Source organism: Rhodococcus sp. PAE-6 (assembly GCF_025290685.1).
GTDB lineage: Bacteria > Actinomycetota > Actinomycetes > Mycobacteriales > Mycobacteriaceae > Rhodococcus > Rhodococcus pyridinivorans.
The window spans coordinates 35,764-49,802 of sequence record NZ_JAOCLZ010000004.1 but is presented as its reverse complement, the minus strand read 5'-3'; the positions used below and the strand labels follow the sequence as shown (position 1 = coordinate 49,802).

General features: G+C 63.3%; 12 protein-coding genes. 7 read left to right on the top strand and 5 right to left on the bottom strand.

What is annotated here, in order from left to right; all coding sequences use genetic code 11:
• The first annotated feature begins 3 nt into the window (after window positions 1–3).
• The 3 genes from rfbB to NVV99_RS10895 all read left to right on the top strand — a co-directional run bounded on the left by rfbB (window position 4) and on the right by NVV99_RS10895 (window position 4,568).
• The gene (rfbB, locus tag NVV99_RS10905) at window positions 4–1,011 is read left to right on the top strand and encodes a dTDP-glucose 4,6-dehydratase (protein WP_024102699.1); all 1,008 of its coding nucleotides are present in this window, start codon (window positions 4–6) and stop codon (window positions 1,009–1,011) included.
• 143 nt (window positions 1,012–1,154) lie between these two features.
• Window positions 1,155–3,059, top strand: a complete 1,905-nt coding sequence (locus tag NVV99_RS10900; RefSeq protein WP_024102700.1) for a glycosyltransferase — start codon at window positions 1,155–1,157, stop codon at window positions 3,057–3,059.
• A gap of 45 nt (window positions 3,060–3,104) precedes the next feature.
• Window positions 3,105–4,568, top strand: coding sequence for a glycosyltransferase family 39 protein (locus NVV99_RS10895; protein WP_242411673.1), 1,464 nt, complete (start codon window positions 3,105–3,107; stop codon window positions 4,566–4,568).
• Here the strand turns inward: NVV99_RS10895 and NVV99_RS10890 are convergent.
• The 3 genes from NVV99_RS10890 to NVV99_RS10880 form a co-directional block, all read right to left on the bottom strand.
• On the bottom strand, window positions 4,556–5,404 hold the full coding sequence (locus tag NVV99_RS10890; RefSeq protein WP_006553471.1) for an ABC transporter permease: 849 nt from the start codon (window positions 5,402–5,404) through the stop codon (window positions 4,556–4,558). The two genes, NVV99_RS10895 and NVV99_RS10890, sit on opposite strands and share 13 nt — an antisense overlap.
• Window positions 5,405–5,533: 129 nt before the next feature.
• The gene (locus NVV99_RS10885) at window positions 5,534–5,947 is read right to left on the bottom strand and encodes a DUF2628 domain-containing protein (protein WP_041803520.1); all 414 of its coding nucleotides are present in this window, start codon (window positions 5,945–5,947) and stop codon (window positions 5,534–5,536) included.
• Between the two features lie 154 nt (window positions 5,948–6,101).
• The gene (locus tag NVV99_RS10880; protein WP_041803521.1) at window positions 6,102–6,320 is read right to left on the bottom strand and encodes a hypothetical protein; all 219 of its coding nucleotides are present in this window, start codon (window positions 6,318–6,320) and stop codon (window positions 6,102–6,104) included.
• A 201-nt stretch (window positions 6,321–6,521) separates the two neighbouring features.
• On the opposite strand from NVV99_RS10880, the gene NVV99_RS10875 reads away from it, so the two are divergent.
• The 4 genes from NVV99_RS10875 to NVV99_RS10860 all read left to right on the top strand — a co-directional run bounded on the left by NVV99_RS10875 (window position 6,522) and on the right by NVV99_RS10860 (window position 11,784).
• A complete protein-coding gene (locus NVV99_RS10875; protein ID WP_024102704.1) occupies window positions 6,522–8,069 on the top strand; it encodes a class I SAM-dependent DNA methyltransferase in 1,548 nt (515 codons plus the stop codon).
• A gap of 11 nt (window positions 8,070–8,080) precedes the next feature.
• On the top strand, window positions 8,081–9,253 hold the full coding sequence (locus NVV99_RS10870) for a restriction endonuclease subunit S (protein ID WP_080678519.1): 1,173 nt from the start codon (window positions 8,081–8,083) through the stop codon (window positions 9,251–9,253).
• Between the two features lie 168 nt (window positions 9,254–9,421).
• Window positions 9,422–9,895, top strand: coding sequence for a hypothetical protein (locus NVV99_RS10865; RefSeq protein ID WP_260782882.1), 474 nt, complete (start codon window positions 9,422–9,424; stop codon window positions 9,893–9,895).
• Between the two features lie 1,055 nt (window positions 9,896–10,950).
• A complete protein-coding gene (locus NVV99_RS10860) occupies window positions 10,951–11,784 on the top strand; it encodes an ATP-binding protein (RefSeq protein WP_242411674.1) in 834 nt (277 codons plus the stop codon).
• 55 nt (window positions 11,785–11,839) lie between these two features.
• On the opposite strand, the gene NVV99_RS10855 is transcribed toward NVV99_RS10860, so the two are convergent.
• Together NVV99_RS10855 and NVV99_RS10850 are read right to left on the bottom strand one after the other, a co-directional pair.
• Window positions 11,840–12,295, bottom strand: coding sequence for a hypothetical protein (locus NVV99_RS10855; RefSeq protein WP_024102708.1), 456 nt, complete (start codon window positions 12,293–12,295; stop codon window positions 11,840–11,842).
• 250 nt (window positions 12,296–12,545) lie between these two features.
• Complete coding sequence (locus NVV99_RS10850) at window positions 12,546–13,841, bottom strand: Fic family protein (RefSeq protein WP_024102709.1); 1,296 nt, start codon at window positions 13,839–13,841, stop codon at window positions 12,546–12,548.
• Window positions 13,842–14,039: the final 198 nt, after the last annotated feature.

Genomic DNA, 14,039 nt, shown 5'->3' with positions numbered 1-14,039 from the left:
CCAATGAGGCTGCTCGTCACCGGTGGTGCCGGTTTCATCGGCGCGAACTTCGTCCATCAGACCGTCGCGGAACGACCCGACACGCAGGTCACCGTGCTCGACAAGCTCACCTACGCCGGCAACCGCGCCTCCCTCGACCGCGTCGCCGACACGATCACCTTCGTCCAGGGCGACATTGCCGACGCTGAGCTGGTCGACCGGCTCGTCGCCGACACCGATCTGGTGGTGCACTTCGCCGCCGAATCCCACAACGACAACTCGCTGGCGAACCCCGCCCCGTTCGTACAGACCAACCTGGTGGGCACCTTCACCCTGCTCGAGGCCGTCCGCAGATACGACGTGCGCTATCACCACATCTCCACCGACGAGGTGTACGGAGACCTCGCCCTCGACGACCCCGCCCGCTTCACCGAGACCACCGCCTACAACCCGTCGAGCCCCTACTCGTCGACGAAGGCCGGCTCGGATCTGCTGGTACGCGCCTGGGTGCGCTCGTTCGGCGTCCGCGCGACCATCTCGAACTGCTCGAACAACTACGGCCCCTATCAGCACGTGGAGAAGTTCATCCCCCGCCAGATCACCAACGTCCTCACCGGCGTGCGCCCGAAGCTCTACGGCACCGGCACCAACGTGCGCGACTGGATCCACGTCGACGACCACAACAGCGCCGTGTGGACGATCATCGAACACGGGCAACTCGGGGAGACCTATCTGATCGGCGCCGACGGGGAGACCGACAACCGCACCGTCGTCGAAACCGTCCTCGAGCTGTGCGGCAAGGGCCGTGACGAGTTCGATTTCGTCACCGACCGCCCCGGCCACGACCTGCGTTACGCCATCGACGCGACCCGACTGCGCACCGAACTGGGCTGGGCGCCCCGCTACCGCGACTTCCGTGAGGGGCTGGCCGCGACCATCGACTGGTACCGCGCCCACGAGCAGTGGTGGACGCCACAGAAACGGGCCACCGAGGCCGCCTACAGGCGCGTCGAGCGCGTTCTGGGCGGATAACCCGCGCCGTTCGGGGTGGTCCCGGCACAATTCGCGAATGGGTCGAAACACCGGTAGTCGACGCACACAACCGTGGAGCTCCTGTTTCCGCTGCTACTGTCGCATCGAAAACAGCGGATCGACCACGAGCGGGGAGTAGCCCGATGGAGCAGGCAGCTGCCGGCGACACAAGCACGATCGGACATGAGGCGGACACACTGGACGAGGTTCTCACCGAACCGGTGCGTCGCGACCGGCTGATCGTCCAGCGCGGTGTCTTCGCATCTCTGTCGCCGCGCGTGCCGGAGAAGATGTACGTCCACACGAAGGGTGGCGCGGCGTCCGACCGCTACGGGCTGCAGCTCGCCGACGGCGCGACCGCCCACACCAACACCTATTTCGGCCGCTTTCCCGCGACGTTCTGGCAGCGCTGGACCGACGTGAAGACCGTGAACCTGCAGCTCACCTACGGCTGCTCCGGTACGGCTGAGTTCACCGTGTGGGCGTCCGATGCACGCGGACGCGAGCGGATCGTGACGGTCGAGACGGTGTCGGGTTCGGGCGAGCTCGACCTCGAGCTGCCGATCGAACGGTTCGTCGACGGCGGTGCGATGTGGTTCTCCATCGATGCCGGCAACGGATCGGTGCTCGTCTCCGACGCACGTTGGACGGTCGCCGCTCCCGAGCACCTGCGTCCCGCGGCTGTGGTCATCTGCACGTTCAACCGCGCCGACGACTGCACCGTCACCGTCGGCACTCTCGCCTCGGACGACGGGGCGATGGCAGACATCGAAGCGGTGTGCATCGTCGACCAGGGCACCGACCAGGTGCGCTCGCGCTCGGCGTTCGCCGAGGTCGCCGACAAGCTCGGCGACAAGCTCATCTACCTGACCCAGCCGAATCTCGGTGGTGCGGGTGGCTTCTCGCGCGGCATGTACGAGATCACCGGTTCCGCCAAGGCCGAGCACGCCAACGTCATTGTCATGGACGACGACATCCTGTGCGAACCCGAATCGGTGTTGCGTCTCAACGCTTTCGCGAACATGACGGTGCAGCCGACGATCGTCGGCGCCCAGATGCTGTCGCTGAGCAATCCCCAGGTCCTGCACGTCTCGGCCGAGCGTGAGGTGCTCGACGAGATCACCGCCGGCGCACTGACTCCGGGTGCTCGCATGGGCATCGACCTCGTGAAGAAGAAGCAGGACATGCGTTTCGACGCCGGCTGGAACGGCTGGTGGACCTGCCTGCTGCCCGCCGAGATCATCGCCGACTGCGGTCTGCCCATCCCGCTGTTCTTCCAGTGGGACGACATCGAATACGGCATCCGTGCCCGGTACGCGGGGCATCCGACGGTCACCCTGCCCAATGCGGGTGTGTGGCATGCCGACTTCTATCTCAAGGACTACGACGACTGGGCGCGCTATTTCAGCATCCGCAACGGCCTGATCGTCTCGTCCATCTACGGGCGCTTCGACGGTAACGACATGTCGAAGTACCTGTTCCGCAAGATCAGTGAGCTCATCGTCTCGATGCAGTACGGTCTCGCCGCGACCTTCATCAAGGCTGCGGAGGACTTCCTCGCCGGACCGGACTTCCTTTACGACGGCGGCCAGTCCGTGCTGAAGGAACTGCGCGAACTGCGCGACCGCTATCCCGAGACGAAGCCGCTTCCGGCCGCGCAGGTGGGCAAGGAATCCGATCCGCACACGCAGATGTCGGTCTGGCAGTTCGAGCCCGACAAGAAGCGCGAGGGCCTGGTGCTGTTCAAGCGTGCCGTGCAGCAGTTCGCCGGCAAGGTCGACCGCCGGACGGTCACCGTTCCCGCTCACTTCGCATCGTGGTGGCACGTGTCGTTGTTCGACAAGGCCGTCGTCACCGACGCCTCGCAGAACGCCGTGCGGGTGCGTCACCGCGACAAGGACACCGCCGTCGACCTCGCGAAGCAGGCCGCGAAGGTGTGCTGGCAGCTCCGCAAGGAAGCGCCCCGGATGAAGACGGTCTGGCAGGAAGCGCTCCCCGAGCTCACGAGCCGCGAGAACTGGGCGCGCCTGTACGGCATCGACGGGTAGACCGTGAGGGCATGGTCGTTTCCCCTGCTGATCGGGATTGCGACCGTGTTCGTCGCAGGGGCGTTCTCGTGGGTCCCCTCGCTGTGGTGGGACGAGGCCGCCACCATCTCGAGTGCCGACCGGTCGGTCGAGGGGATGCTCCGCGTCCACACCCGGATCGACGCCGTCCACGGCTTGCACAATCTGCTGCTGCACTACTGGTTCTCCCTCGTGGGCGTCGACGAGTTCACCGCCCGCCTGCCCGGTGTGCTCGCGCTCGGGGTGGGTGCCGCAGCCGTCACGGCGACCGGCCAGGTGCTGGCGGGTCGTCGCGTGGGGATCGCCGCCGGGGTGCTGTTCGCGCTGTCGCCGCGGGTGACCTGGGCGGCCACCGAAGCGCGGTCCTATGCCTTCGCTGCGGCGCTGGTCGCGGTGTTGTCGCTGCTGGTCGCGCTCGGCTGCGCGACCGGCCGTAGACGGTGGTGGGCGCTGTACGCCGTCGTCCTGCCGGTCGCGACGGTGATGTTCGTGTACTCCGCGACGGTCGTTGTCGCGCATCTCCTCGCCGTGCTGGTCCGTGGTCGTGGGCGCGGTGCGTTCCTGTTGTCCGCAGGGGTGGGCGCGGCCTTGTCGACGCCGTTCGTCCTGCTCGCCTATTCGCAGGCCAAGCAGGTCGCCTGGATTCCTCCGCTCGACTCGACGATCGTCCGCACGATCGCTCTCGATCAGTGGTTCCCGCAGGCCCCGTGGACGGCCGCCTTGTTCGCCGCGATCGTCGTCGCCGGGGTGATCGCCGCGTGCCGTCGTGGCGCGGAGCCTGGGGAGCGGACCCTGCTGTGGCTCGCTGTGCCGGGTTTCGCCGTGCCCATGGTGCTGTTGCTCGGCTACTCGCTGCTCGAGGACAACATGTACCTCGAGCGCTATCTGTCGTTCACGGTTCCCGCGATGGTGCTGCTCGTGGGCTGGGCGGCGGCCCGCATCGCAACCCGCTGGTGGTCGATGCTGGTGGTGCTGACTGCGGTCGCCGTCAGCGTTGCGCCGGCCTACGTGCAGCAGCGACAGCCGTTCGGCAAGGCCGGCGGGATGGACTACAGCGTGATCGCCGACCGGCTGGTCGAACGCTCCGAACCCGGCGACTGTGTCGCTTTCGAACCGCGCGTCTCGTGGGCACCGACCTCACTGCGCGCGGTCGTTGACGCCCGGCCCGACGCGGTGGAAGGACTCGACGACGTGGGGCTCGGCTACGACGCCGTCGACCGCGTGAACCTGTGGTCGACCGACGCTCCGCCGCCGGAACTCGCCCGACGCGCGGCGGCCCGATGCGAGGTGCTGTGGGTGGTCGCCGACGGCGAGCGCGAGACCGGCTTCCGGGTGTGGCACCCGAACAACGTGTGGTGGCGGTTCGAACCCCACCGGTTCACCGAGACCGACACCTACCGGGAGCTCGAGGCCGTCGGTTTCCGGATCACCGACCGGGAGCCGATCCACCGTTCGCAGCTGGTCCGGCTCGAACCGGCTCAGACCCAGTAGGCGACGCGCGAGCGGTAGTTGCGCAGCGCGAGCAGGGCGATACCCCAGCCGACGACGGTGATGATCAGGACGATGACCCAGTGGTAGAGCTGCTGGTCGCCGCCGAGCAGTGGGGTCCGCACGATGTCGAGGAAGTGGTAGAGCGGGTTGATCTCCGCGATCCGCGCCCGCCCCTCGTTGCCGGTGCCCTCGAGCGTCTTCTCCGTCCAGATGATCGGTGTCATGAAGAACAGCAGCTGGACGATGCTGCCGAGCAGCGGCGCGATGTCGCGGTAGCGCGTGGCGAGGATGCCGAACACCAGCGACACCCACACCGCGTTGATCGCGATCAACGCCAGCGCCGGGATGGCGAGGAAGGCCGTCCAGTACAGCTGACGTGGGAAGAAGATGAAGATGCCGATGTAGATGACGATGTTGTGCGCGAACAGGATCATCTGCCGCCACACCAGCCGGTAGACGTGCACACTGAGCGGCGTCGGCAGCTGTTTGATCAGGCCCTCGTTGGACATGAACACGTCCGCGCCCTCGAGGATCGACCCCTGGATCAGGTTCCAGATGATGAAGCCGAGCGCGACGTACGGCAGGAACTCCGGGACATCGAGGTTGAACAGCGTGCCGTAGAGCACACCCATCGCGATCGCCGACACACCCGTGGCGATCGTGATCCAGAACGGGCCGAGCACCGACCGGCGGTAGCGCTGCTTGATGTCCTGCCAGCCGAGCAGCAACCACAGTTCGCGGTGGTTGAAGCCTTCGCGCAGATCCTGGAACGCGCGCCGGAACGAACGTGAGGACGACTCGATGGGTTCGTCGTCGACGGTGAGGGCATCAGACACGGGTCCCGAGCCTACCCGCGGCGTAAATGTGACCTGCCGGGGCGCGGGGTCGACGGGACCGCCGTGCGTGTGCAGGTCCTGTCGATCTTGCGCGGTATTCACGACGAGAAGTGCACGCCGGAGCCGGGGCTACAGGCCCCACGTCTGACGGCCGAGTACCCGGTTCTCGTAGTGGTAGACGTTCACGCGACTCGCGGCGTAGAGCCACAGGCCGAGTGTGAGAGCGGTGTCGACGGTCGAGGGCAGCGCCAGCGCGACGACGAGGAGACCCAGCACGAGGCCGACGCCGAACACCACCAGCGCCTTCTTCCACAACCGCAGGTACAGCAGGTAGAAGATGCCGAACAGGAACCCGAGCAGATTCATGTTCAGCTTCATGCGCTGCCGCATCGGCAGGGCGCGGAAGGCCGCGGTGTATTCGGGAGACGTCTTCAGCGATCCCGGGACGCCGTATGCGGCGAAGAATTCGAAGCGGAACCGCCACGTCTCGCTCAGACCCTCGAACCTGTCGGAGCCGGCTGCGGGCATGCTGAGGTCGGTCATGATCCCCCGATCGTCGCGGTCGTTCCCCCTGAACGACCCGCAACAGTATGCACATCTGTCATGCGGGAAACACGATCGGGTGCAATCGAGTCCGACGTTGTTGTCGAGTTCTCGGCGTTTCCTCGCACACAAAGTCGGACTCGATGGCTCCTCGTCAGTCGCCGTCGTCCATATGGCCGGAGTCGCCCAGCCACTCGTACAGTTCCGACGTCGGTTGCATCTGCACCTGCTGCGTCTCGCCGAGCCATGCACCGGCGACGAGCGCGCCGAGGGTGATCGCGTACTTGTTGCGGCGAGGCCTCGGCGTGCGGGACTCGACGTCGGGATCGATCTGCCGCAGCGAAGCCTCGAAGTCGGGATGCCGATCGTTCATGTCCGCTCCTCCGGGCCGATGACCTGAACTGCTGACCTGCTTCGATCGTCGCATATCGGCGAGTTGCACGGAATCACTCGTCGGTTTCGCTTCCTGCATTACGGCAACGCCCTGTCGGGACATGTCGGCTACCGCGTCTATACAGTTCTGTTGGTCTCTTTCGAGTGGTCTCTTTCGAGCAGGACAAGGTGGTAGCGCCGAGTGATTACCGGTGACGTCAGAAGCAAGGTCGACGCGGTTTGGGATGCATTCTGGACGGGCGGCATCTCGAATCCGCTCGAGGTGATGGAGCAGATCACGTATCTGCTGTTCATCCGGCGTCTGGACGACGAGCAGACTCGCGCGCTCAACAAGGCCAACATGCTCGGACGCGATCCGGAGGGCAACCCGTTTCCGATCGGTACCGACGAGGAAGGTCGCGACTACAACGACCTGCGCTGGTCGGTGTTCAAGAACATGCAGGCCGACGACATGTTCTACACCGTCGGTGAGCGTGTCTTTCCGTTCATCAAGAACATGCGTGGTGAGGAGTCGACCTACGCGCACTTCATGAAGGATGCGCGTCTCACGATCCCCAACGCCGCAATGCTGGTGCGAGTGGTGGACCGGCTCGACAAGGTGCCGATGGAGAACCGCGACACCAAGGGCGATATCTACGAGTACCTGCTCGCCAAGATCGCCAGCGCGGGCCAGAACGGCCAGTTCCGCACGCCGCGCCACATCATCCAGCTGATGGTGGAGATGACGCAGCCCAAGCCGGGCGACCGCATCGTCGACCCCGCGTCGGGCACGTGCGGTTTCCTCGTGGCTGCGTCGGAATACATGCGCGAGAACCATGCGGACGAGATCAACTCGGGTGCGGGTCGCGAGCAGTTCCACCACGATATGTTCCACGGCTTCGACTTCGACAACACGATGTTGCGAATCGGTTCGATGAACATGCTCCTGCACGGCATCGAACAGCCCGACGTTCGTTACCGGGATTCGCTGGCGGAGGCCAATACCGATGATGCGGGCGCGTATTCGTTGATCCTTGCCAATCCGCCGTTTGCCGGGAACCTCGATTACGAGAGCACCGCGAAGGATCTGCAGCAGATCGTCAAGACGAAGAAGACGGAACTGTTGTTCATGGCGCTGTTCTTGCGCCTTCTGCAGCCGGGCGGACGCGCGGCGGTGATCGTGCCCGACGGCGTCCTGTTCGGTTCGTCGAAGGCGCACAAGACGTTGCGGAAGATCCTCGTCGAGGATCACAAGCTCGACGCTGTGGTGAAGTTACCGTCGGGTGTGTTCAAGCCATACGCCGGTGTGTCGACGGCAATCCTGTTCTTCACGAAGACGGATTCGGGCGGCACCGACAACGTGTGGTTCTACGACGTGCAGTCCGACGGTTATTCGTTGGACGACAAGCGGACTTCGCTGCTCGACGAAAGCAAATTGGGCGTCCTCGCAGGTGAACTGACCGACGATGACCACGCGAAGAACAACCTGCCGGACGTGTTGAAGCGCTGGTTCGATCGCAATGACGGCGAGTTGGAACGTGCGCGCACGGAACAGTCGTTCTGCGTGCCGAAGGAAGACATTGCGGCGCAGGACTACGACTTGTCGCTGAACCGCTACAAGGAAATCATCCACGAAGAAGTGGAACACCGCACCCCTGAGGAGATTCTGGACGAGCTGGATCAGCTCGAGAAGGAGATCGTCGATGGGATGGCGCAGCTGCGGGGGATGCTGGCGGGGGGTGCGAAGTGAGACAATGGCCGATGGTGACTTTAGGAGAGCTCGCCGCCACCTCCCCCCAGTATGGGGTTGGTTTGTCCTCAAGAGAATGGACACCCGGGCGACCGCGATATATCCGCATCACTGACATACAGGACGACGGTGAGTTAACAGGGTCAAAGGTAGCCCCTGACGGTTCCAAGGAAGATTGGCAGAAGGCACTTCTCAAACCCGGGGACCTTCTTTTTGCTCGATCCGGAGCGACAGTTGGAAAAACCTACCTCCATCGGGAAGTAGACTTCGATGCTGTCTACGCCGGTTATTTAATCCGATTTCAATTCGATGCCGACCGGGTCATACCAGAGTACGTCTTTCGTTACACACAGAGCGTTCAGTACCGGTCGTGGGTTGCTGCGAGCCAACGTGCCGTGGCCCAACCGAACGTGAATGCTAAACAGTACGCATCACTCGCCATCCCGCTTCCGCCGCTTGAAGTCCAGCGTCGTGTAGTGGAGATTTTGTCCCACGCCGACACCCTCCGCGCCAAGCGCCGTGAAGCGATCGCCCGCCTCGATGAACTGGCTCAGTCGATCTTTATCGACATGTTCGGTGATCCGATTGTGAACAGAATGGCGTTTCCGGTTGTACCACTCACTCAAGTGGGGCACCTCTATAGTGGGGGAACGCCGTCGAAAGCCACGCCAGGAAATTGGGAGGGGTCCTTGCCGTGGTTCTCGCCGAAGGACCTTAAAAAGGATGATCTGTTCGATTCGCAGGATCACATCAACGAGCGGATCACAGAGCGCACATCGCTGAAGTTGCTACCACCGAATACGGTGGTTTTTGTTGTCAGAGGGATGATCTTGGCGCACTCCTTCCCCGTGTCCATTCTGCGCGTACGGGCAACTATCAACCAAGATATAAAAGCAGTTCTACCGAGTGTTGATGTGACTTCCGACTTCCTCGCGCACAATTTGCGTGTACAGACGAACAACATCTTGGCGCAGGTATCCACGGCGGGTCACGGGACCAAGAGACTAGATTCTGATGGAATGTCACGAATTCCGGTCCTCCTTCCACCAATCGAATTGCAACGCGAGTTCGATGCCCGGATCGAACTTATTCGACATTTGAGAACGCGGCATCAGGTCGCGCTCTCAAGCCTCGATATGTTGTTTTCGGCGTTGCAGGCACGCCTCTTCCGCGGTGCGTTGTGACGCCTCATGCGCCGCAGGGTCGTAGACGGTGACTAACTGCGGCTGGTCTACTGAGTGTGTTCACTCCTAAAGTTGTCGAACTTCCGCAGGCTCGAACGAGACGAAGAGATGTTCGCGGGGTCCATCGGCTTGATCTCGGCCTACCTCGAATGCGCGTTCCCTGATCCGGTGGCCGAAGAGGTCGAGCAGTGGACGCTCAGCTGCCTGCCGTCCACCAACCGCGGCGCGCGACTTTTCACTCTCAACATCGGCCCGATGGAAGTGCTGTTTGTCGAGCGGGCCGATGCTGTAGGCGACGATCTCGCAGCAGGTTTCATGTCGCTGTACGTGTCTCGCTCGGCACTCGAAGAGGAAGCCGGCGCGTCGATCGAGTCGCTGGCGCAGGCTGTGACGGCGGTCGAGCTGGTGCCGAGTCGACTCGCATCGGCCGACGGGGACGCGGTCAGATTGGTTGCTCATCTCGCGGACGAAGCTGCTGCCGATGAACTCGACGCGCTCATCGGCAGTGGACTCCCGATCCGTCGGCTGGCCGAGAAGCTGGTGACGAAGGGAAGGGGTCCGTACGAGCAGTACCACAACCCGTGGTTCGCTGCTGCCGTGCTCGAGGAGATCGAACGTAACGCTGAAGCCGAGAAGAGATAAAGAAGCGGGCGCCCTGCGGGCGGCTGCGCCAACCGATCGGAGACCCTACGGGTCCCTGAGTCTTCGGCCCCTTCCCCAACGCTGCCCGGTCGCCATGCCCCGATAGACCGTCTCGGCCAGCACCTGTAGCCCCACACCGTTGTCGGCGTGTGGCTGATACTGGACCCGGTCGTTCGTGTCGACCCTCACGATCGGGTGCTCCACCACCAGCTGTGGAGACGAAGGATACTGGTGCCCAGTCGGTTTCGAATCCGGGGAATGTCACCCGAGATTCGCAGCGTCGAGCGCTGACGTCGGACTGTGGGAGACGAGCGACGAATGCGCCCGATGTGCCTCGGTTACCGGAACGGCCCTCGTGCACATCGAGGCTCGAGAAACGACTCGAGCCCTCCGACCGCGAGGGTCGAAGGGCGAAACAGTCAGAGCGTCGGAGATGAACCTGGTGGCCAGGTGACGGAGCGGCGGGAGACGGCCGATTGCTGGTGCACGCCTCTGATGGGCGTGTGGATAGAATCCACCCTACGGTGCATGACAGGTTCCTTCTGTCTTGTGCCCAGACCCCGGAGTGGTGTTGGTAGCACCTTCCGGGGTCGACCTGTATTCAGGCCGGTGGTGGGATGATCGCACGGGTTGACTCCAAGGTCAACTCGAACACGCGTTCGTACCGAGGGCACTATCAACTTTTATATGGTCGGTCCTTATAAAGGCTGATACATGGACCCGGTGCTCAATCCGTTCAAGCCCGGCGCGGGTCTCCGTCCTCCGATTCTCGCAGGTAGAGACTCTCTTTTCGCCGACTTCGACGTGGTTCGTCGGAAGATCGCAGAGCTGGGCGAGGGAGATCGAAGCTGGATCCTCACGGGTCTCCGTGGTGTCGGCAAGACCGTGCTCCTTGGCGAGCTCAGCGGATCGCTCTCAACGAGGGATGGATCGTTGCCAAGTTCGAGGCCCGACGTGAGCATTCTTTCGCCGAAGAGTTGGCTACCGCTCTGTTCAGCAGCTTGCGGACTGCGAGACGGCAGGATGGGGAGGGGAAGCTGCACAACGCGCTGCGTGTGTTCAAGTCGTTCACTCTGTCGATGAATCTGGGTGTATTCGCGTTCGAGGCGGAGATCGAACCCGCTGCGGGCTATGCAGCCTCCGGGCGCCTCTCGACAGACCTGACCGACTTGCTCGTCGAACTCGGCGACGCAGCACGATCTGTCGGCATCGGTGTCCTGATTCTCGTCGACGAGCTGCAGGAAGCCGAGAGTTCCGAGATGGCGGCATTGAGTACCGCCATGCACCAGATCAACCAGACATCGCCGGTGCTGCCCGTCTTCTTGGTCGGTGCAGGCCTGCCGTCCCTGCCCTCCCAGTTGGCATCGGCGAACAGCTACGCCGAACGGCTCTACCAGTTCCGCACGCTGTCCGTCCTCGGGGACCAGGATGCGCGAGCTGCCCTGGTTCAGCCCGTCATCGAGCGGGACGTCTCCTGGGATGAAGACGCTCTCCGGATCGCGCTCGATGCCGCTACCGGCTATCCATACTTCCTGCAGGAAGTGGGAAAGGCTGTATGGAACAACGCGCGAGGACCGGTTTTCACGGTTGAGGATGCCGAGTACGGTACCGACGACGCCAGACGTGAGGTGAATGCCGGTCTGTATCAATCACGGTGGGATCGAGCGACTCCCGCACAGAAGGAGTTGTTGCGTGCGCTGGCGCAGGAAGGGGGAGGCGAGGGAGTCGCAGTTCGTCAGCTTGCCTCGGCAATGGGTAAATCGAGCGCATCAGCTCTGTCCGTGCCGCGGGACGAACTGATCAAGAAGGGCCTTGTCTACGCTCCGGAACGAGGAGTACTGGCTTTTACCGTCCCGGGATTTCACGACTTCATCCTTCGCCAGGATTGACCGTGATTCGGTTGGTCATCGCGTCTGGATCCTCCGTTTTGTGTGCGCTCATCGATCAGCTGACCAACGACCATGTGCCGCAACGCTTGCTGGTGAACGCCACATCACTCGGCAGGATCGTCACAACCGCAGGTCCGCTCTCGTTGCCGTTCGCGAGAATCTCACCGAATTCACCGCTGGTGCCGCTCGAACGCTGCCAGTAGCAGCGTGAACCGCCGCTGTTCCGGTAGGTGCCGGGATTGATGTCGACGCCTACCAGGAAGATGCCGTCGCCGTTGATGACGTTCTTTGCTGCCTCGCGCTCCTTCGGCAACAATTCCTGCTCGCGTCGTGAGAGATCGGCGCCCTTCTCGTCGAGGGCCTTCCGCCTACTGTCGAGTGCCGCGTTCGAGGCCTCCTTCGCTTCTGCGAAATCTCGTTCGCGTTGTGCGATCTCCTCATCGCGCTGATCGGCGTCCTGCTCGCGCTGGTCCAGCGCAGCCGAACGACTGTCGAGAGGATCGGAACCCACAACGAAGCCGATTCCACCGCCAACGAGTAGTGCAGCGACGAGAGCGAGAATGGCCGGCCAACGTCGGCGCTTCCGAGGACTCACCGTCGTCGTTGCGGCAAGGTCGGCAGAGGGAGGGATGTACTCGGACAAGACGATTTCCTGTCAACGTCGTTACTCCGCGGATACGTGGTGTTTCGTACGGAGTGCCCTCGCCTGTACGAGAGCCGGACAGATTGACACAACCCTCCGACAAGTTCGTGACGGCTCTCTACTTCCCGCGGGGAGCCGCCGGCGCGCGACCGTGAGGTGGCGAGATTCGCGTGTCGAAACGGGTGCTGGCGAGTCGACGTTCGGCCAGTCCCACCAAGTCGAGGATCTCCCGCGCAATGTATCCGGTGGTACCGCGCTCGACGCTCTTACGAGAGAGGATGCCGGCTTCGGCGAGTTCCTCCAGAGAACCCCGTGCCGCCGGAAACGAGACTTCAAGAATTCTCTCCACCGTTCTCGCCGTCAGAACCGGGGCTTCAGGGAGACGATCCAGAAGTCGCGAGGTCGCAGAACCTGCACGCGGTTCGGGACGCAATCCCCGACTGGCCCGGAATGCGGTCAACCGTTCGGACCATGCCGATTGAAGCTCTGCCACGTCGTCGGCCAACCTTCGCGCCTGCTCGGTCGCGATGTGGGCGGCTTCGATGAAAAGGCTCAACCACAGGGAGATACCCTCGATCGCCTCGGGCGCGATGGCTTCACCGAGGTATCGGTAAGCGGTGAGACCGTCGACGTACCGTTCGCTGAGGGTGGCCAGCACCAAACTGATCGGGAGCACCGCGTCGGGTGAAAGTCCGCGCCGCGCGAGCACGGTGTGGATCAACGCGCGTCCGACCCGGCCGTTGCCGTCGGTAAACGGGTGGATCGTTTCGAACTGGGCGTGGATCAGGCCCGCCTGCACCAACGGTCCGTGAAGCCCGCCGTTCAGGTACGCGACGAGATCCTCCATGAGGCCTGGCACCAGATCGGGAGCCGGAGGAACGAACTCTGCGTCCAGCGGATGCCAGTTCGATCCGCCTATCCAGTTCTGGACGCGGCGCAATCCGTGATGTCGTTCGTCGGGTAGCAGCGCGGCGTGGAGCGATTCGATGTCGCCGACTGTCACTGCCTCTGTGGAGACGAGTTCGTTCGAGGCGCGGCGAAGGATCGTGATGTTGTTTGCGACGAGCCGTGCTTGCGCGCTGAATCCGCGCACGTTTTCGCTCTGGGCCAATTCGGCCAATGCCACTTGCTGGGGTGACGGTGCGATTCCTTCGATCATCGAACTTGCGATCGCCTCGGACCGCAGGAGCAAACGAGACAGTCCTGCCAAGCCGGCCGCGCCCGGCCCGGTGCTGAGACTGCGGATCTCTCGCTCTGTGACCGCGGCTCGTGCGGTCACTTCCGGGGGCAACACCACCGCGCGGGTGACGAGGAGGTCCGGTTGGTAGGTCTCGTAGGTGCCACCGCGGCGATCGCGCGCTACCAGACCCGATGCCAGGTCGGGCTCCCAATAGTGCCTTCGGACGTCGGCCATGGCGTTGATATCCCTACATCGTGATGCGAGCGATCAAAGTTTGATGTATCAAACTTTAACAGCGGGGGAGTTGGTTGAAGGTTGATGAACGGCGACGCTCCCATAGAGCTTTGTCGGCTCTGCGGTGTAGCGTCACCCGGCTCGGCACCGATACAGGCACGATGGGTCGAACAGGTGCGACCCGATTACAAGGAGGAC